Source organism: Geomonas anaerohicana, assembly GCF_016458305.1.
GTDB lineage: Bacteria > Desulfobacterota > Desulfuromonadia > Geobacterales > Geobacteraceae > Geomonas > Geomonas anaerohicana.
In genome coordinates, this window is the sequence record NZ_JAEMHL010000002.1 from 106288 (window position 1) to 122924 (window position 16637).

At 64.0% G+C, this 16637-nt stretch carries 15 protein-coding genes; 11 read left to right on the forward strand and 4 right to left on the reverse strand.

Going from position 1 to position 16637, the window contains the following annotated elements; translation table 11 throughout:
- Positions 1-9: 9 nt before the first annotated feature.
- The 3 genes from JFN91_RS03865 (at position 10) to JFN91_RS03875 (ending at position 4686) form a co-directional block, all read left to right on the forward strand.
- A complete protein-coding gene (locus JFN91_RS03865; RefSeq protein WP_236014942.1) occupies positions 10-852 on the forward strand; it encodes a DUF58 domain-containing protein in 843 nt (280 codons plus the stop codon).
- Positions 839-2725, forward strand: coding sequence for a transglutaminase family protein (locus JFN91_RS03870; RefSeq protein ID WP_199387894.1), 1887 nt, complete (start codon positions 839-841; stop codon positions 2723-2725). Before JFN91_RS03865 ends, JFN91_RS03870 begins: the two co-directional genes overlap by 14 nt.
- A gap of 62 nt (positions 2726-2787) precedes the next feature.
- Positions 2788-4686, forward strand: coding sequence for a tetratricopeptide repeat protein (locus JFN91_RS03875; RefSeq protein ID WP_199387895.1), 1899 nt, complete (start codon positions 2788-2790; stop codon positions 4684-4686).
- A gap of 3 nt (positions 4687-4689) precedes the next feature.
- Here the strand turns inward: JFN91_RS03875 and JFN91_RS22240 are convergent, their stop codons facing one another.
- Both JFN91_RS22240 and JFN91_RS03885 read right to left on the reverse strand, forming a co-directional pair.
- Positions 4690-5430 carry an energy transducer TonB gene (locus JFN91_RS22240; RefSeq protein ID WP_199387896.1) on the reverse strand — a complete coding sequence of 247 codons (741 nt, stop codon included), beginning with the start codon at positions 5428-5430 and terminating at the stop codon, positions 4690-4692.
- Between the two features lie 224 nt (positions 5431-5654).
- Positions 5655-7970 (reverse strand): NADP-dependent malic enzyme, encoded by a 2316-nt coding sequence (locus tag JFN91_RS03885; protein WP_236014943.1) that lies wholly within the window; start codon positions 7968-7970, stop codon positions 5655-5657.
- A gap of 308 nt (positions 7971-8278) precedes the next feature.
- On the opposite strand from JFN91_RS03885, the gene JFN91_RS03890 reads away from it, so the two are divergent.
- From JFN91_RS03890 to JFN91_RS03900, 3 genes are all read left to right on the forward strand, one after another.
- Positions 8279-8761 (forward strand): HIT family protein, encoded by a 483-nt coding sequence (locus JFN91_RS03890; RefSeq protein ID WP_199387897.1) that lies wholly within the window; start codon positions 8279-8281, stop codon positions 8759-8761.
- Positions 8758-9657 carry an ROK family protein gene (locus JFN91_RS03895; protein ID WP_199387898.1) on the forward strand — a complete coding sequence of 300 codons (900 nt, stop codon included), beginning with the start codon at positions 8758-8760 and terminating at the stop codon, positions 9655-9657. Before JFN91_RS03890 ends, JFN91_RS03895 begins: the two co-directional genes overlap by 4 nt.
- 102 nt (positions 9658-9759) lie before the next feature.
- Positions 9760-10467 carry a DsbC family protein gene (locus JFN91_RS03900; RefSeq protein WP_199387899.1) on the forward strand — a complete coding sequence of 236 codons (708 nt, stop codon included), beginning with the start codon at positions 9760-9762 and terminating at the stop codon, positions 10465-10467.
- Here JFN91_RS03900 and JFN91_RS03905 read toward each other — a convergent pair.
- Positions 10460-11707: an endonuclease Q family protein gene (locus JFN91_RS03905; protein WP_199387900.1), complete on the reverse strand. Its 1248-nt coding sequence runs from the start codon at positions 11705-11707 to the stop codon at positions 10460-10462. The two genes, JFN91_RS03900 and JFN91_RS03905, sit on opposite strands and share 8 nt — an antisense overlap.
- Before the next feature lie 69 nt (positions 11708-11776).
- The gene (locus JFN91_RS03910) at positions 11777-12190 is read right to left on the reverse strand and encodes a MerR family transcriptional regulator (protein WP_199387901.1); all 414 of its coding nucleotides are present in this window, start codon (positions 12188-12190) and stop codon (positions 11777-11779) included.
- Between the two features lie 664 nt (positions 12191-12854).
- On the opposite strand from JFN91_RS03910, the gene JFN91_RS03915 reads away from it, so the two are divergent.
- The 5 genes from JFN91_RS03915 to JFN91_RS03935 all read left to right on the forward strand — a co-directional run bounded on the left by JFN91_RS03915 (position 12855) and on the right by JFN91_RS03935 (position 16630).
- Complete coding sequence (locus JFN91_RS03915; RefSeq protein ID WP_199387902.1) at positions 12855-13736, forward strand: pseudouridine synthase; 882 nt, start codon at positions 12855-12857, stop codon at positions 13734-13736.
- A gap of 56 nt (positions 13737-13792) precedes the next feature.
- Complete coding sequence (locus JFN91_RS03920) at positions 13793-14068, forward strand: hypothetical protein (RefSeq protein WP_183349082.1); 276 nt, start codon at positions 13793-13795, stop codon at positions 14066-14068.
- A gap of 364 nt (positions 14069-14432) precedes the next feature.
- Positions 14433-15353 (forward strand): diguanylate cyclase, encoded by a 921-nt coding sequence (locus JFN91_RS03925; protein WP_199387903.1) that lies wholly within the window; start codon positions 14433-14435, stop codon positions 15351-15353.
- A gap of 113 nt (positions 15354-15466) precedes the next feature.
- Positions 15467-15652 carry a hypothetical protein gene (locus JFN91_RS03930; protein ID WP_183349089.1) on the forward strand — a complete coding sequence of 62 codons (186 nt, stop codon included), beginning with the start codon at positions 15467-15469 and terminating at the stop codon, positions 15650-15652.
- 201 nt (positions 15653-15853) lie between these two features.
- On the forward strand, positions 15854-16630 hold the full coding sequence (locus JFN91_RS03935) for an electron transfer flavoprotein subunit beta/FixA family protein (protein WP_199387904.1): 777 nt from the start codon (positions 15854-15856) through the stop codon (positions 16628-16630).
- The last annotated feature ends 7 nt before the right edge of the window (positions 16631-16637 follow it).

Consider the following 16637-nt stretch of genomic DNA (forward strand, 5'->3'; position numbering starts at 1 on the left):
GGGGGCGGGTTGTACGTCGCCTCGACCCTGCTCCTGGGGGTCTCCGCGGTCAACACCGGCAACAACCTCCTCTTTCTCATCGTCGCCGCCATGCTCGCTTTCATGGCGACGACCGGGGTGCTGGGGTGGCTGAACATCCGCGGGCTCGCCCTCAGCGTGCATCTCCCCGACGAGGTCTATGCCGGCACGGATACCTTCCTCTCCGTGACCCTGCACAACAGCAAAAGGTATCTCCCCTCGTTCCTGGTCCGGGTTGCCGTCGCGGGGGGCTCCACCTCCTTTCTGATGGTGGACCGGAAACGGCCGCAGTCGGGCTCGCTCCTGCTTTCCTTTCCGGTGCGCGGCCCCCTGCAGCTCCCCGATGCCTCGGCCAGTTCTCCCTTCCCCGTCAACTTCTTCATCCGTGCCACGTCGCTGCCGGTGCACCAGGAGTGCACCGTGTTCCCGGCGCCGCGCCCGCTGCCGGTCCCGGCGCCGGGTGGGAAGCCCGATGCCGGGGAGGCGGCCGCCGTTGCCGCCGCCGGCTACGACGGCGAGCTGGCCAAGATCTCGGATTACCGTGGCGGGGAACCGCTCAAGTTGATCCACTGGCGCCTCTCCGCCAAGCACGAGGTGTTTAAGGTGAAGGAGTTGACCGCGGCCGCCGCGGAGCCGCTGCTGCTCGACCTGGACCAGATCCCGGGGCGCGACCTGGAGCAGCGCCTCTCCTTTTGCACCTTCCTGGTGAACCGCCTGGTGAGGGGGGGAAGGCCGGTCGGCCTGAAGCTCGGGGAGCGCGTCATAACCCCCGGCAGCACCAGGAGCCACCGGCTCAGGCTCCTTACGGAACTTGCTAACTATGGTAAGAGTTGACCTTCTGTTGAGCGGGCTCACCGCCTGCATCGCGCTGATCGGCTACCTGCCCCTGCAGGCCTACCTCGATCCCTTCGCGCGCTTCTTCTTCCCGGCGGCGCTCCTGCTGGCGGCCTGCCTGCAGGTCAAGGGGCGGGCCCTGCCGCCCCGGGTGCTGACGCCGGCATCGATCCTGCTCTTTTTCTACCTGGCCGCGCAGTTCTCACTGAGCCGGCTGGTGCCGGTGACCTCGGACCTGTTGGTGGTCTTTCTCGGGGTGAGGCTCCTGGGCGAGCGGATCGGCCGCAACTACCTGCAGGCTTTCGCCCTGTCCCTGTTCTGCCTGGCCGCCTCTTCGCTCTACGAGATCTCCGCAGTTTTCCTGGTGTACCTCTTCTCCCTGCTGCTCATGGTTGCCGTGGCCCTGGTGCTTTTGACCTTCCACGCCCAGGATGCCGCTGCCGTGCTGCCGGCAAGGGAGGCGAAGAAGGTACTGACCGTGGCCGCGCTGATGCCGGTCGCCTCGCTGCCCATGCTCCTCTTCCTGTTCTTCTTCCTCCCCAGGACGCAGTACCCGATCTGGAACTTCATGAACGCGCCGGCAGGGAAGAAGACGGGGCTCTCGGATACGGTGCAGCCGGGGACCGCCCAGGCCGTCTCGGAAGTGAGGGGAGCGGTGCTGCGCGCCGTCAGCCCCAAGGTGCCGGAACAGCAACTGTACTGGCGCGCGGTGGTGCTGAACGCGTTCAAGAACGACGCCTGGGTGCGGGAGCCGGCCCCCCATGATGCCCCGGCGGTAATCAGGGGGGACGCGGTGCTCCAGGAGATTTATCCCGAACGCACCGCCACCCAGTATCTCCCCGCGCTCAACGTCCCCCGCGCCATCACCGACCTGCGCAACGATGGCAGCATCGACGGCGTCTTCGTGTCGCGGCGCCCCCTGGACAAGAAGGTGCGCTACCTGGCCGAGTCGGTCCTCGCCGACACGCTGCAGGTGCGGCGCATCGACCGGGGCTTCTACCTGCGGCTGCCGGAGCGGGTCTCGGAACGGATGCGGGCCGAAGGGGTGGCGCTGGCGCGTTCGGGCCGCAACAGCGTCGAGAAGATGGCGGCGCTGGAAGGCTTCTTCCGCGGCCAGCGCCTCACCTACGCCAACACCGGCCTCCCGGTAGGGGGGGATCCTTTGGACTCCTTTCTTTTCGACAAGAAGCGGGGCAACTGCGAGTACTTCGCCTCCTGCTACGCGATACTGCTGCGCCTGGCCGGGGTCCCGTCGCGCCTGGTCGGCGGGTACCGCGGTGGGACCTACAACGACGTCGGCGGGTACTACCTGGTCACTGAGGACATGGCGCACGTCTGGGTCGAGGCGTACCTGGACGGGGTGGGGTGGCGCACGGTGGACCCGAGTGCCTGGGCGCTGGGGCGGGTGCGCAGCAGGCAGGCACGCGGCCTTGCCATGTACGCCGACACGCTCGGCTTCTACTGGGACAAGGCCGTGGTCACCTATGACCTTGACAAACAGCTGGCCTTGGTGCGAAATGCCGGGAGCAAGGCCCGTGATCTGCGGCTGCCGACCTGGTTCGGGAAGGCGATGCTCCTGGCGCTGCCGGTGCTGGCAGGGACGGTCGCCCTTTTTTTCTGGCGCAAACAGCGCCCACCCACCGTGGAAGCGCGCCTGTTGCGGCGCATGCTCCGCCTGCTGGCGAAACGCTATCCCGGCGAGATCAAAGGGGACGAAGGGATCTTCGAGCTCTCCGAGCGGCTCAACGACCGGCATCTTACCCGGTTCGTCGCCCTGTACGGCTCCGCGGTCTACCGCGACCGCCCCCTGACCCGCGCCGAGGCAGCAGCACTCGAGGATATCGTCCGGGAGGCATCCCAGGATCGTCCTTGACACGGGACCTGCTTTCATTTAGTTTTAGCTTTCCGTATCTTAAGGGGTTGTGAGGCGTCAATTTGGCTTCCAAAAAAGACAAAATTCTGGAGAGTGCCCAGCGCTTCGTGCTGAAGGGGCAGATCGACAAGGCGATCAAGGACTACCAGCAGGTGGTGGCCATGGAGCCCAACGACATCCGCTATCGCCAGCGCCTGGCCGAACTCCTGGTGCGCGACAACCGTAAGGACGAGGCGATCCAGCAGTACGAGGACATCGGCAAGCACTACGCCGACAACGGCTACTTCCTCAAGGCGATCGCCATCTACAAGCAGATCCAGCGCCTCAGCCCCGGCAATCTTGCCACCGCGCTCACCATAGCCCACCTGAACCACCAGCAGGGACTGATCGGCAACGCCATGGCCGAATACGGGCAGGTGGCGGCGCAGTACGAAAAGGAAGGGACGCTGAGGGAGGCGCTCAAGGTGGTGGAAAAGATGCTCGTCGTCGATGCCGAGCACGCTGCCACCAAACTGAAGCACGCGGAACTTTTGCACGCCACCGGTGCACTGGAGCAGTCCCGTCAGGCCTTCGACGCCTTGGTGATCGCCCTGCGCAGCCGCGGTCTGCAGGGCGAGGCAGCCTCGGTCGCTGCGCGCGCCGGAGAGCTTTTCCCGGAGGAGCAGCAGGTCGCGGCCCCGACGGCGCCTTCATTTGCCGAGGAGGGACTCTCCACGGCCGGCTTCGATGCCAGCGAGGAGGTGCCCGGGGTGCAGGCGGCGGCCCCTTGGGATGCCCCGGTGGAAGAGCCGGTGGAAGAACCGGTCGAGGAGCCGGTCGATGAGCCGATCCTGCCGGATTGGGACGCTCCCGCGGCTGAACTCCCTGATCCCTTTGCAGCACCGGCATCGACGCCTCAGCCCCAGTCCGCGGCGGCACCCCAGGCGTCCTACGAGGCCCCTGCGCCCTGGGACACCGAGCAGGAAGAGACCGCCGCCGAGGGGGCGATAGCCTGGGAAGAGGAGATCGACCTCGACCTGGATGACGATGGCTTCGACGCCGCGCCGGTTCCCGCAGCGACGGCCGTTGTCGAGGAGCCTGCCGCTATCCCTGAGCCCACGGCTATCCCTGAGCCCACGGGTATCCCTGAGCCCACGGGTATCCCTGAGCCCGCGGCTCCGCCTGCGGCCGAGGTGGAGCTGCCGCTCGATTTCTCGTTGGAACTGGATTTCGAGGAGGTCGAGGAGGAGCTGGAGGAGGCCGAGCCGGAAGAGGCCGCTGCGCCGGTGGTGGAGCTCGACCTGGAGCAGGAAGGGGAGTTGGAGTTGACCCTGCCCCAACAGGAAACCCCGTTCGGCGAATTCTCCTGGGGGGAAGAGGGGGCGGAACTGGCGCAGGAGCCCGAAGCTGTGGAGCCCGCGGCGGAGCTCGCCGGTTTCGAGGAAGAGCTGGAGCTGGAGCCGGTGGAGGAGCTGTCCCCGGAGCCGGAGCCGCCGGCGGCCGCTGAGCCGGTCCCGCAGCGTGGCTGGGAGGAGATCTTCCCCGAGGCGGCAAGTGGCACGGAGTTCGACCTGGAGGAACTCGAGTCTCATTACGATTTGGGGATCGGCTACAAGGAAATGGGGATGTATGCCGGTGCCATCAAGGAATTCGACATCGCCGCGGGGAACCCGCAGCGTCGCTTCGACTGCCTGACCCTGCAGGCCATCTGCTATCGTGACAAGGGCGAGCCGGACAAGGCGGGTGAGCTGTTACGGCGCGGCCTGGAACTGGATGTGCTCTCAAGCGACGAGAGGGCTTGTCTCAACTACGAGCTCGCCATTCTCGCGGAGGGAAAGGGGGCTGTGGAAGAGGCGATCGAGCTGTACCGCGCGGTGATGCGCGCCAACCCCGCCTACCAGGATGCTTCCAGCAGGCTTTCCGCCCTCTCGGGCGAGGAGTGCCTCGACATCATCGACCTGGAGTTGGAAGAGGGGAGCTGACCCTTACCAGGCGAGCAGGTTGAGCGGCGGGACCAGGCGCACCGGCGCCTGGAAGAACTCGCCGATGAAGTTGGCGGGGACCGGCGGCAGCGGTCCGGAATTTTCCAGTGTCTTCTGCACGGCCCGGTCATAGACGATGTTGCCCGAACTTTCCAAAATGGTGCTGCCGATGATCTCGCCGCTACGGGTGATGGTGATGTTCACCACGATCGGCGCCACCTTCTGATCCTTTTGTTCCAGCCACCACTTCTCGTTCACCCCCTGCAGCAGCCGAATGTAATACTCCTTGATCTCAGGGCGCAGCGTTTCGCCGTCGCTGAGCGGCTTGAAGTACCCCTTGGTGAGCCCCATCCCGAAGGTCGTGTGCGATTTTTCCTCCACTGCGGTCTGGGGCTGTGCTGCTTGCGGCGGGGGCGCCGCGGGCTGTGCGGCCTGTACCGGCTGCGGCGCCGGTGTCGGCGGCAGCGGCTCGGCCTCTTCCTGGGGAAGTTCCGGCTCGGGGTCGGGTTGCGGCTGCGGCTGTACCGCGGGGGCTGCCGGGACCGGCGCGGGGATGGTATTCAGATCGACGTAGGTTACTGCGGGACGGGCGGGCTCGCCGCCACCGGGTATGCCGAGCAGGACCACCGCGCAGACCAGGTGCAAAACCAGCGAGACCGCGAGCCCGGTGAGCAACTGCTTGTTCAGGCTGGTCGGGTATTGCTCTTCCTCGAGCGGATCGAGCGGGTCTAGCGCGTCTTGCATGGCTGGTCGGGTCCTTCTTCGGCCTGGAAAGCGGGGCTTGGAGGTGGTTAGTGTCCGTCATGTATAACAAATTCGCGGCGGATCTGGCAACCAAAGAAAGACGTTTACCGAAAATGGAAAGGGACCCGCGGGGTCCCTTTTGTGTTCCAACGGCTGCTCCGGGATGGAAGGCCTCGGTCCCCCCTCCCCTTGCGGGAGGGGGGGAGTAAATGTCTGCGCGAGGGTCAGGGGGCGGGGGCGGCGGCGTCAAGGGAGGGGAGGCTCGGCTGACGATTCAGCGTGAACTGTTCCTGCATGCTCTGGGCGTCCACGACGGCTATGGCCGCCATGTTGACGATGGTGGCGACGTCGTCTCCTCTTTGCAGCACGTGCACCGGTTTCTTCATCCCCATCAGCAAGGGGCCGATCGCCTCGGCGCCCCCGAGCCGGTGCAGGAGTTTGTAAGAGATGTTCCCCGAGTTCAGGTCCGGGAAGATGAGGATGTTGGCGGGGCCGGTCAGGGTGGAGAAGGTGTAGTTGGCCAGAAGCTCCGGCGTCACCGCCGTGTCCGCCTGCATCTCTCCGTCGATTTCCAGTTCCGGCGCCCGTTCCTTCACGATCTCCACCGCGCGCTTCACCTTCTGGGTCAGGGCGTGGTTCACCGAGCCGAAGTTGGCGAAGGAGAGCATGGCGATGCGCGGCACGATGTCCAGTAACTGCACCTTTTCCGCCGCCAGGAGCGCGGTCTCCGCTAGTTCCTCGGCGGTGGGCTCGATCTCCACCGTGGTGTCGGCCATGAAATAGATCCCCTTCTTGAAGACCATCATGTACATGCCGTGTACGCCGGCCAGTTGCGGCTGCCTGCCGATCACCTCCAGCGCCGGGCGGATGGTGTCGGGGTAGTGGGTGTCGATCCCCCCCAGGAGGGCGTCGGCGTCCCCCATGTGCACCATCATGGCGCCGAAGTGGTTGCGCGACTTGCGGCGCACGATGCGCTGCGCCTCGGTGAGCGTGATCCCCTTGCGCTGCCTCATGCGGTACAACTCCTGCGCGTAGGGCTCGGTGAGCTCGGAATCCTCCGGATCGACGATGGTAAGGTGCAGCTCCATCCCCAGTTCGGCCATCTTTTCCAGCACCTTGGCGCGGTTGCCGATCAGGATCGGCTTGGCGATCCCTTCCTCGACCAGGTGGTAGGCGGCCTTGAGGATCTTCTCGTTGTCCCCCTCGGGGAAGACGATCTTCTTGGGATCGCACTTGGCCTTGTTGATGATGGCGCGCATGGTCTCCTTGGCGCGCCCCTGCAGCGTTTCCAGCCACTCGACGTAGCGGTCCATGTCCTCGATGGGGACACGCGCCACGCCGCTGTCCATGGCGGCCCTGGCCACGGCCGGGGCCACCCGCAACAGCGCCCGCGGGTCGAAGGGCTTCGGGATGATGTAGTTGCGTCCGAAGGAGAAGCTCTGGTTGCCGTAGGCGCGGCAGACCGAGTCCGGGCAATCCTCCTGCGCCAGCTGCGCCAGGGCGAACACCGCCGCCTTCTTCATCTCCTCGTTGATGGTGCTGGCCCGCACGTCCAGGGCGCCCCTGAAGATGAAGGGGAAGCCGAGCACGTTGTTGACCTGGTTCGGGTAGTCGCTCCTGCCGGTGGCCATGATCACGTCGGAGCGGACCGAGAGCGCCTCTTCCGGGGTGATCTCCGGGTCGGGGTTGGCCATCGCCATGATGATGGGATCCTTGGCCATGTCCCGCACCATCTGCGGGGTCACCGCCCCCTTGGCCGAAACGCCAATGAAGACGTCCGCGCCGTGCATCGCCTCCTCCAGGGTGCGCCACTCGGTGTCGATCGCCAGCCGCTCCTTGTACGGGTTCATCCCCTCGGTCCTGCCGTGGTAGATCACCCCCTTGGTGTCGCACATGCAGAGGTGCTCCGGTCTGGCACCCAGGGAGATGACCAGGTTGGCGCAGGCGACGCCGGCCGCCCCGGCACCGTTCACCACGATGCGCACCTTGTCGATCTTCTTCCCCACCAGCTGCAGCGCGTTGATGAGAGCCGCCGAGCAGATGATGGCGGTGCCGTGCTGGTCGTCGTGGAAGACCGGGATGTTCATGGTCTTTTTGAGCTCTTCCTCGATGTAGAAGCACTCCGGCGCCTTGATGTCCTCCAGGTTGATGCCGCCGAAGGTGGGCTCCAAAAGCTGCACCACCTTGATCACGTCGTCCGGGTTCTCCGACTTGACCTCCAGGTCGAAGACGTCGACGTCGGCGAAGCGCTTGAAGAGGACCCCTTTCCCCTCCATGACCGGCTTGCCGGCGAGCGCACCGATGTTGCCCAGGCCGAGTACCGCGGTGCCGTTGGAGACCACCGCCACCAGGTTTCCCTTGGCGGTGTAGAGGTAGGCGTCGGAGGGGCTCTGCTCGATGGCCAGGCAGGGTTCGGCGACGCCGGGGGTGTAGGCGAGGGAGAGGTCGAGGGAGGTCAGGCAGGGCTTCGAGGAGATCACTTCGATCTTTCCCTTGCGGCCGGCGGCGTGGTATTCGAGCGCGTCTATCTTCTTCGTCATGGCATCCTCCTCGAAACAGGTAGTGACGGCGAGTCATGCGGACTGGAAAAAACGGCTGCAGCTGTCTTTGCGGGTAAAGAAGGAAACTGTACTGCCAGATCGTGGTTTATCAGCAAAAGGAAGTCGGAAGGGATGCGAAAGTATAGCATGTCACCTGACCGTATCAATCTCCGGCCTGGTTGCAGGATCAATCTCATTCACAGCCCAGGCCCCCGGTTCCTTATCTGTGATGTCAGGTCGTGGTTGTAAATTGACACAATCTGGTTGATAATCTTCCCGGCTATAACAGGAAAGAAGGGGAGGGCGTCATGGACAGGCTTTGGGCACCCTGGAGGGTTGAGTACCTGACGCAGCCGCCGGCGCCGGGCTGCATCTTCTGCGCTGAGGGAGACGACCGGGAACTGCTGATCATCCACCGTACCCCGCTGGCCCGCGTCATGCTGAACCGCTACCCGTACTGCAACGGGCACCTGCTGATTTCGCTGCACCGTCACACCGCCGAGTTGGACGAGCTCACCGGCGCAGAGATGCAGGAACTCTTCCGCCTGGTCGCGCTGTGCAAGGACGTCTTGGTCCGCTCCAGCAGCCCCGACGGGTTCAATGTCGGCATGAACCTGGGCAAGGCGGCCGGAGCAGGTGTCGAGGACCACCTCCACCTGCACGTGGTGCCGCGCTGGAGCGGTGACAGCAACTTCATGTCGGTGGTGGCGGACCTCCGGGTGCTCCCCGAGGCCCTGCTGGCGACCTACGACCGGTTGCTCCCCTTCTTTCCCAAAGCGGAGGGTGCGTGAGGCGGGAGCTGTGCATCGGTATCGACCTGGGGGGGAGCAATCTGAGGTTTGCCCTGGTGGACCGGCAGGGGCGGGTGCTGGCGCGCTGCACGGAGCCGACCCTCCCTGCTGCGGGGCTGGCATCCCTGCTCGCGCGGCTCCTGGCGGGTGTGGAGCGGCTGCGGCAGCAGGGCGCGGGCATGGGCTACCGCACCGTGGCGCTCGCGGTAGGGGTGCCGGGGCTCGTCTGCAGTGACGGCGTGGTGCGCGCCAGCGTCAACGTCCCCGTGCTCGAGGGGGTGCCCCTGGCCCGGGAGCTCTCGGTTGCCACCGGGATGCCGGTGGCGGCGCTGAACGACGCCAATGCCTGCGCGCTTGGTGAAAAACGCTACGGCGCCGGGCGCGGCTACCGTTCCCTGATCGCCCTCACCCTGGGGACCGGCGTCGGCTCGGGACTGATCCTGGACGGCAAGCTCTGGACCGGCGTCGACGGCGCCGCGGGGGAGTTCGGGCACATCCCGGTGGAGCCAGAGGGGCGTCCCTGCGGCTGCGGCAGCCGGGGCTGCCTGGAGCAGTACGCCTCGGCCGGCGCTATTGCCCGCGACGGGGATGACGCCGCTGCGGTCGCCCGGCGGGCGCGGCGGGGAGATGCCGTGGCGCTTGCGGTCTTTGCTGAGGCGGGGCGCTATCTCGGCATCGCTGCGGCGGGGGTGGTGAACCTGCTCAACCTGGAGGCGGTGCTGCTGTGCGGGGGGGTGGCGCAGAGCTTCGACCTGCTGGCGCCGACACTGCGCCGGGAACTGGTCTCCCGGACCTTCCCCGTGTCGGGAGGCCGGGTGCATGTCGAGCAGGGGGCCCTGGGAGACGATGCCGGTGTGCTGGGCGCGGCGGTAGCCGCTTTCGGCACCGTCGTTTAGAAAAAAACTCTCATTATTCAAGCGCCGTTTGCGGCCAACCTATGCTATAGTTACCGCTGCCCCGCAGGGCGGGGCTTCATACTGATCCATCTGGAGGCGCCCATGTCGTTTAGAAGCATTTTTACAGCACTTTTCACCGCGTGCGTCCTGCTCACCCTGGCGGCAACCTCGTTCGCCGCAACCCCGGTCAAGGCCGAGGAGTCTTTCCACAACGCTTTCCCCACGGTTCCGGTGGACAGCATGACCCCCACCGAAATCCCCGGGCTGTACGAGGTCATCTCCGGCCAGCGCATCTTCTATTACTACCCCGACAAGGAGCTGGTGCTGACCGGCGAGATCGTGGGCAAGGACCTCAAGAGCCGCACCGCCGAGCGCAAAGGCGCCATCATGGCCAAGGTGGCCAAGGACCTGCCGCTGGACAAGGCGCTCAAGATCGGTGAGGGCAAGAAGGTGGTCATCGAGTTCACCGATCCCGACTGCCCCTTCTGCCGCAGGGGCGCCGAGTACTTCACCAAGCGCACCGACGTGACCCAGTACATCTTCTTCGCACCGCTGGCCCACCCCGGGGCGATCACCAAGATCGAGTACATCCTCTCGGCGGACAACAAGGTCCAGGCCTACGACGCCATGATGCTCGGGCAGGATATTCCGGCCGGCGCGAAGCCCGCCTCCCCGGAGATCAAGAAGCTGGCCCAGGAGCATATGGAACTGGCCCGGAAGGCGGGCGTCACCGGGACCCCCACCTTCTTCATCAACGGGCAGATGGTGGTGGGCGCCGACCTGGCCCGCCTGGACGAACTGCTCAAGTAGCATCCTCTTCAGGTGCTGAGACCGAGACGGTGCCGAACCTGCCGTCGTAGCCCGCCTCGATCTCCACCTCACCCGCACGCATCCTGCCGATACCCGCCGCCAGAGTCGCCGTCGACCTGGCGGCGATTTCGTTCAGGGGTGCCTCGAGCAGGATGTGGAACTCGTTGCCCAGCCCGCTCAAAAGCTGGAAGTAGAGCGTCTCCGCCTTCTTGCTGGAGCACCCCACCCGCAGCGCCCCCCCGATCAGATCGATGAGCGGTATCACGGAGAAAAACGGTGGCGCCTGCGCCGGCTTAGCCCCCGCCGCCCGGTCCGCCAGGAGTTCCACCCGGTGCAGCACACCTACCGTCAGTTTGCCGCCGCAGGCGGGGCAGCGATAGTCGTGGGCGATGGTCTCTTCGGGAGAGAAGCTGACGCCGCAGCAGCGGTGGCCGTCGGCGTGGTATTTTCCCTGTTCGGGGAAGAACTCGATGGTCCCCGCCACCCCCTTGCCTGTGGCTATGGCCTTAAAGATCCCGTCGTAGCTTAGCTCGGTATCGAAGATGGTGGCTTCCCGCCCCAGTTTGGCGGCGGAGTGCGCGTCCGAGTTGGAGATGAGTGTGATGCCGTCCAGGACCGAGAGGCGCCAGTTCATGGCGGGGTCCGAAGAGAGGCCGGTCTCGATGGCGTGTACCTCGGGGGCAAGCTCGTCGAAGCATTCTTCCAGGGACTCGAATCCGGAACAGGCCCCGAAAATGGAGAAGTGGGGGGTCCAGGCGTGGGCGGGGATGAGCAGCGCGCGCGGGGATGCCGTGAGCACCATGGCCAGGAGGTCCTTGGCGTCCAGCTTGAGGATCGGTCTGCCGTCGGAGGCGAGGGTGCCGATGCGGGAGAGCGCCAGGTTCAGACGGCGTGCGGCGGCGAAGTCGGGAAGCAGCACCAGGCAGTGCACCTTCCTGGTGCGTCCCCCCTTGCGGTAGATGCAACTGATTTCGCCGCTGATGAGAAAGGAGACCGGGGCGCGGCAGCTTTGCGGCACCTGGTCGGGGAGAGGCTCCCGGCGCAGGCGCAACAGCCCCCCTTCGGCGGGGTCCAGTTCCCGCTCCAGTTCTGCCAGCCAGCCGGGATGGGTGCAGTCGCCGGTGCCGACTACCCGGATCCCCTTCAACTGGGCCCAGCGCCACAGTTGTGTGAGGTCCAGGTCGCGGCTGGTCGCCCTGGAGAAGCGGGAGTGGATGTGCAGATCGGCTGTGAATCTCATGTGAGGTGCGGGTTCCTGGCGCGCCTTGCGCCGTCGCGAGAGGGGAGGGGGGGGCAAGGGGCGGCGCCGTCAGGCGCCGCTGGCCTGGGAGGCGCCGAACTTGGTGACCATGTGCTGGCGGTAGCTGACGATGTCGCTGCGCAGCGAGGCGAGCCGGGCCATCTTGTCGTCGATCTTCGCGATGTGTTCATCCAGGATTTCCACCAGGCGGGGCACCATGCGCTCGGTCTGCTTGGCCTCGCCGTAGGCCGCGTAGAGGTCCTGCATCTCCTTGATGGTGAGCCCCAACTCCTTGAGCTTGATGATGAACTTGATGCGCCGCACATAATAGGGGGTGAAGCCGCGCGTGGCGCCGTCGCTTCTCGGTACGCTTTCGATGATGCCGACTTCCTCCCAGTAACGGATGGTCCTGGTGGTGAGTCCCAGTGCAGCGGCGACGTCCCCGATCGAGGTGATCTCTTCGCCGTCCTTGATGATGTCCATGAAAAACCTCACGGTGGAAATAAATTCCCAGCTAATCTAGAACATGGCGTTCTGGCTGTCAATCGGATTCGGGCAACGAGCCCAGACCCAACCGAAAACTTTGTCATACAAAGTGCTTGTTTACAAAACATTGTTTTTAGTGTATCAGGTTAGATAGCAGCTGATAAAGAAGTAGAAGCTACGGGCATCTTCCCGTCGTGACCGGTTGCCGAGGTAGCACCTAATGTGCAAGCTTGCTTTTTTCGGTTTGATCAGAATAAAACACGTGCTCGCAGCAACAGCAGGCGCTTGAGCGCCTGCACCGATTTGTGATCGGCCCTTTCTGCCGGCCGTCCAACACTAGGGGCAATCGACGGGTTGCCCCTCTTTTTTTGTTCTCGACTGAGGGAGGGGACAGGCTCCGCCAGGTGCTGTCCACCTGGGGGGTAATAAGCTGGCTGAGCGGAATGGAGCGTTCCGCCACACCCGAAGCGCTGCAGGAAACCTTACGTTCCCCCCTTTTGCGAAGGGGGGACAGGGGGGATTTGGTTTTGCTTCTTGTTGGCACTGGGGCGCCATTGCCTGTGCCGCCGCTCCGTGTTATCCTGCCCGCGCGCCGGTTTCCTGGCTGCGGCCGTTGCCCGCCCTGCTCTAAGCCGCTATTTCCTAAACAAAGGTCTCCGTGATGTCCATCTCCCAATACCCCGCCAAGGTCACCATGCCCCGGCTCGAGCACCCTTACCCGACGGTGTTCGCCTTCCTGGTTGAGCGTTTCCCCAGGATCCCGCGGGAGGTGTGGGAGAGCCGCATCGCCCAGGGCAAGGTCCTCGGCGAAGACGGCGCGCCAATCGGCATCGCCACCCCGTACGCGCCGCAGCAGCGGGTTTTCTATTTCCGGGAAATGGAGGCGGAGCGTGAGATCCCCTTCCCGGAGGAGGTCCTGTTTCAAAACGACGAGCTGCTGGTGGCGTGCAAGCCGCATTTCCTGCCGGTGACCCCCGGCGGCGCCTACTTGAACCAAAGCCTTTTGCACCGGCTCCGGTTGCGGACCGGGATCCACCACCTGGTGCCGCTGCACCGGATCGACCGGGAAACCGCCGGACTGGTGCTCTTCTCGGTGAACCCGAAGACGCGCGGCCGTTACGGCGGGCTGTTCAGAGAGGGCCTGATCGAGAAGGAGTACCGGGCAATCGGCGTGGGGCGGGTCCCCGACGGGAAGAAAGAGTGGCTGGTGGAGAGCCGGCTGGTGCAGGGGGAGCCGTGGTTCGTGATGGCAACCGAACCCGGGATACCCAACACACGCTCCGAGATCCGCCTGCTCGAGGAGCGGGAGGGGGCCTCGCTGTTCGCACTCAGCCCGCGCACGGGCAAGACGCACCAGTTGCGGGTGCACCTGAGCTCGCTGGGAGTGCCGATCCTCAACGACAGGCTGTACCCTCAGCTGCAGCCCCGGCAGCCCGACGACTTCGAAAAGCCTCTGCAGCTTCTGGCGCAACGGTTGCGTTTCAAGGACCCCATCAGCGGCAAATGGTTTGAGTTCCAGTCTGATAGGGGACTTTTGTGGTAATCTAGAACGGTTCGCGCAGGCTGCGGCACGGCAGTTGGTTTGCAGGGAGGTGTGAGATGGCGAAGAATGTGCTCCTGCTGGTCGATTACGGCGTCAACAACAGCATCCACATCGGGCTGTTCAAGATCCAGCTCAAGGAGGCGGGATGGCGCGAGGGGCTCGTGGAAGGCTCTTTCGAGAAGAACCTCGACCTTCCCGACTCCGTCATCGAGAAAGCGGTGCAGGAGGAGGTCGACAGCGCCGCCAACCAGGCCGCCTTCAAGAAGACCTGTTGTGAACTCTTCATTACCGAGGACGAATTGAAATTCTCCTGGGACTGGAATACCCCCTGACCGGCAGCCATTCCCACCCCCGCCACTGTCACTGTCTGAAATCACTGGACAATTTCATGGAAGTTTAGTTACTATCCCCGCTATGAACAAACTTGCAGCCGTTTTTATTATCCTGTTTACCGTTGCAGTCATAAGCTTTGGTACGTGGCAACTCTTTAAAGGGAACTTCGAGGCGGCTTTTTCTTCCTTCCCGTTCCTTCTGATTATCTACTTTTTCATCAAGCCATACCGTAACTCATAATGAGCAGTGCTGCGCAGCTTTCGGCACCCCGTGACGCTTTTTAGACCTCATTATGTCGAAGACGCCGGAGGAGACGACGGGGGCTGTTGCTTGCTGTTTTGAGCCTTGCCGATGGGAGACATCATGTCCACATGTGCACTCGTAATCGATGATTCGGCTGCTATTCGGGAGCAGGTAATACGGACTCTGCAGGATGTGGGGGTGTTCGCGGAGTACCGGGAAGCCAAGGACGGCATGGAGGGGTTCAAGACCCTGATCGAGTGCAAGGCCGACCTGGTCATCTGTGACGTCGAGATGCCGCGCATGGACGGCTACAAGTTCCTGCAGCTGGTCGCTTCGCGCCCGGACCTGCAGGGACTGCCCATCATCATGCTGACCGGCAAGATGGACTTCAACTCCAAGATCAGGGGGTTGGAACAGGGCGCCAGCGACTACCTCACCAAGCCCTTCGACTCCGGCGAACTCGTGGCGCGCGTCAAGGTCCAGCTCAAGATCAAATCCCTGCAGGACGAGCTGAGGCAGGCCAACGAGCAGCTCAAACGCCTCACCAACATCGACCATCTCACCGGACTCTTCAACCGGCGCCACCTGGCCGAGGTTCTGGAAGCCGAGTTCTTCAGGGCCAAACGGAACCGCGAGAGCCTTTCCCTGGTCATGGTCGACATCGATTTCTTCAAGCAGGTCAACGACACCTACGGCCATCAAAACGGCGACATCGTGCTTTCCTCCGTAGCCGAGGTGGTGCAGCAGCAGATGCGTGCCTACGACAGCGCCGCGCGCTACGGAGGCGAGGAGTTCGTCCTGGTCTTCCCCGGCACCGCGCTGGAGGGTGGGGTAACCGCCGCCGAACGCCTGAGGCAGGCCGTCATCGATCATACCTTTCCACCCCCCCTGGAGGACCTCACCGTGACGGTCAGCGCGGGGGTCGCCACCTATCCCTCACCGCAGGTCGACAACATCGACGCGTTGTTCCGCCGGGCCGACGAGGCGCTCTACCGCGCCAAGCAGAACGGCCGCAACAGGGTCGAAACCATGTCTGTCTGATTCGTTTGCTTAGTTAATTAAATTTAAGAAAAATATCTTGAAAATTTTTTAATTTAAAGGTAAAGGTATCCTCCTGCTTACGCCCCTTGGCGCCAATACGGGAGGAACCTGGTATGGACACCTTTGACACCGCCTACGCCAACTACTTGAAGCTGCTGGCAAAGCTCGACAAGACCGACGACATCGCCGAGAAGAACCAGATCTTTCGCCAACTCACCCAGTTGCTGTGCGAGTTGGAGCAGGGTCTCAAGAACAAGGCGCTCCCCGGCTGCCGCGAGGAACTGGCCTACTGGCTCTAGTTCCCCTGCACCACACCTGCAATCTCCCCGCTAGTTCCGGCAGGCCGCCCACTTACCTGCCATGGCGGCCTCACCACCTCATGAAAAAGTTTGACACTTCTGCTTCCTCCTTTATTCTCTAAGTAAGCGATATCATTCCCCGCAGGAAGGGGCTGCGGCGCAGATAGGTGCTGCCGCCCGTAACGCCGGAGGAGGTTCATTATGAAAATACTGGTATGCGTCAAGCAGGTGCCTGACATGGAATCGCGCTTTCGCCCCGACGCCGCGGGTGTCTGGTATGCGGAGACCGATCTCGCCTTCCGCGTCAACGAATACGACGAGTACGCCATCGAGCAGGCGGTACTGCTCAAGGAGCAGTTGGGGGGCGAACCCGAGATAACGCTGCTCTCCGTGGGGCCGGACCGCGTGGTGGAGGCGATCAAGAAGGGGCTCGCCATGGGGGCGGACCGCGCCGTGCACGTGCGGGACCCGGAAGCCCATCTGAAGGACCCGTTCCAGATCGCTTCGATCATCGCGGCCTATGCCAAGGGTGAGGCATTCGACCTCATCTTCACCGGCATGCAGTCGCTCGATCGCGGCTCGACCCAGGTGGGCGTGGCTGTAGCCGAGGCGCTCGGCTACCCCTGCGCCACGACCGTGGTCGCTTTCGAGTACGCGGACGGCACCGTGACCGTGAAGCGGGAGTTGGAGGGCGGGGTGAAAGGGGTGGTCAGGCTGAAAACCCCGGCCCTGGTCACCTGCCAGTTGGGGCTGAACCAGCCGCGTTACCCGACACTTCCCAACATCATGAAGGCCAAGAAGAAAGAGGTGAGTGTGATCCCGGTGGAGCAGTTGCTGCAGCAGGAGGCCAGGTTGGTGCTGGCGCAGTTCAGCGCTCCCGCTAAAAAGGGAGGCGGTGTGGTCCTGGAAGGAGACGTTGCCGACCAGGTCGACCGGCTCATCGGGATTCTCAAGGACAAGACGGCGGTTTTGCGTTAAGGGGGCG

Bases quoted from the DNA above. Each gene is read 5' to 3' on its own strand.
- JFN91_RS22240 (WP_199387896.1), bottom strand. From the start codon at position 5,430: ATGCAAGACGCGCTAGACCCGCTCGATCCGCTCGAGGAAGAGCAATAC.
- JFN91_RS03870 (WP_199387894.1), top strand. From the start codon at position 839: ATGGTAAGAGTTGACCTTCTGTTGAGCGGGCTCACCGCCTGCATCGCG.
- JFN91_RS03890 (WP_199387897.1), top strand. From the start codon at position 8,279: ATGGACAGGCTTTGGGCACCCTGGAGGGTTGAGTACCTGACGCAGCCG.
- JFN91_RS03925 (WP_199387903.1), top strand. From the start codon at position 14,433: ATGTCCACATGTGCACTCGTAATCGATGATTCGGCTGCTATTCGGGAG.
- JFN91_RS03915 (WP_199387902.1), top strand. From the start codon at position 12,855: ATGTCCATCTCCCAATACCCCGCCAAGGTCACCATGCCCCGGCTCGAG.
- JFN91_RS03900 (WP_199387899.1), top strand. From the start codon at position 9,760: ATGTCGTTTAGAAGCATTTTTACAGCACTTTTCACCGCGTGCGTCCTG.
- JFN91_RS03920 (WP_183349082.1), top strand. From the start codon at position 13,793: ATGGCGAAGAATGTGCTCCTGCTGGTCGATTACGGCGTCAACAACAGC.
- JFN91_RS03885 (WP_236014943.1), bottom strand. From the start codon at position 7,970: ATGACGAAGAAGATAGACGCGCTCGAATACCACGCCGCCGGCCGCAAG.
- JFN91_RS03910 (WP_199387901.1), bottom strand. From the start codon at position 12,190: ATGGACATCATCAAGGACGGCGAAGAGATCACCTCGATCGGGGACGTC.
- JFN91_RS03935 (WP_199387904.1), top strand. From the start codon at position 15,854: ATGAAAATACTGGTATGCGTCAAGCAGGTGCCTGACATGGAATCGCGC.
- JFN91_RS03905 (WP_199387900.1), bottom strand. From the start codon at position 11,707: ATGAGATTCACAGCCGATCTGCACATCCACTCCCGCTTCTCCAGGGCG.
- JFN91_RS03930 (WP_183349089.1), top strand. From the start codon at position 15,467: ATGGACACCTTTGACACCGCCTACGCCAACTACTTGAAGCTGCTGGCA.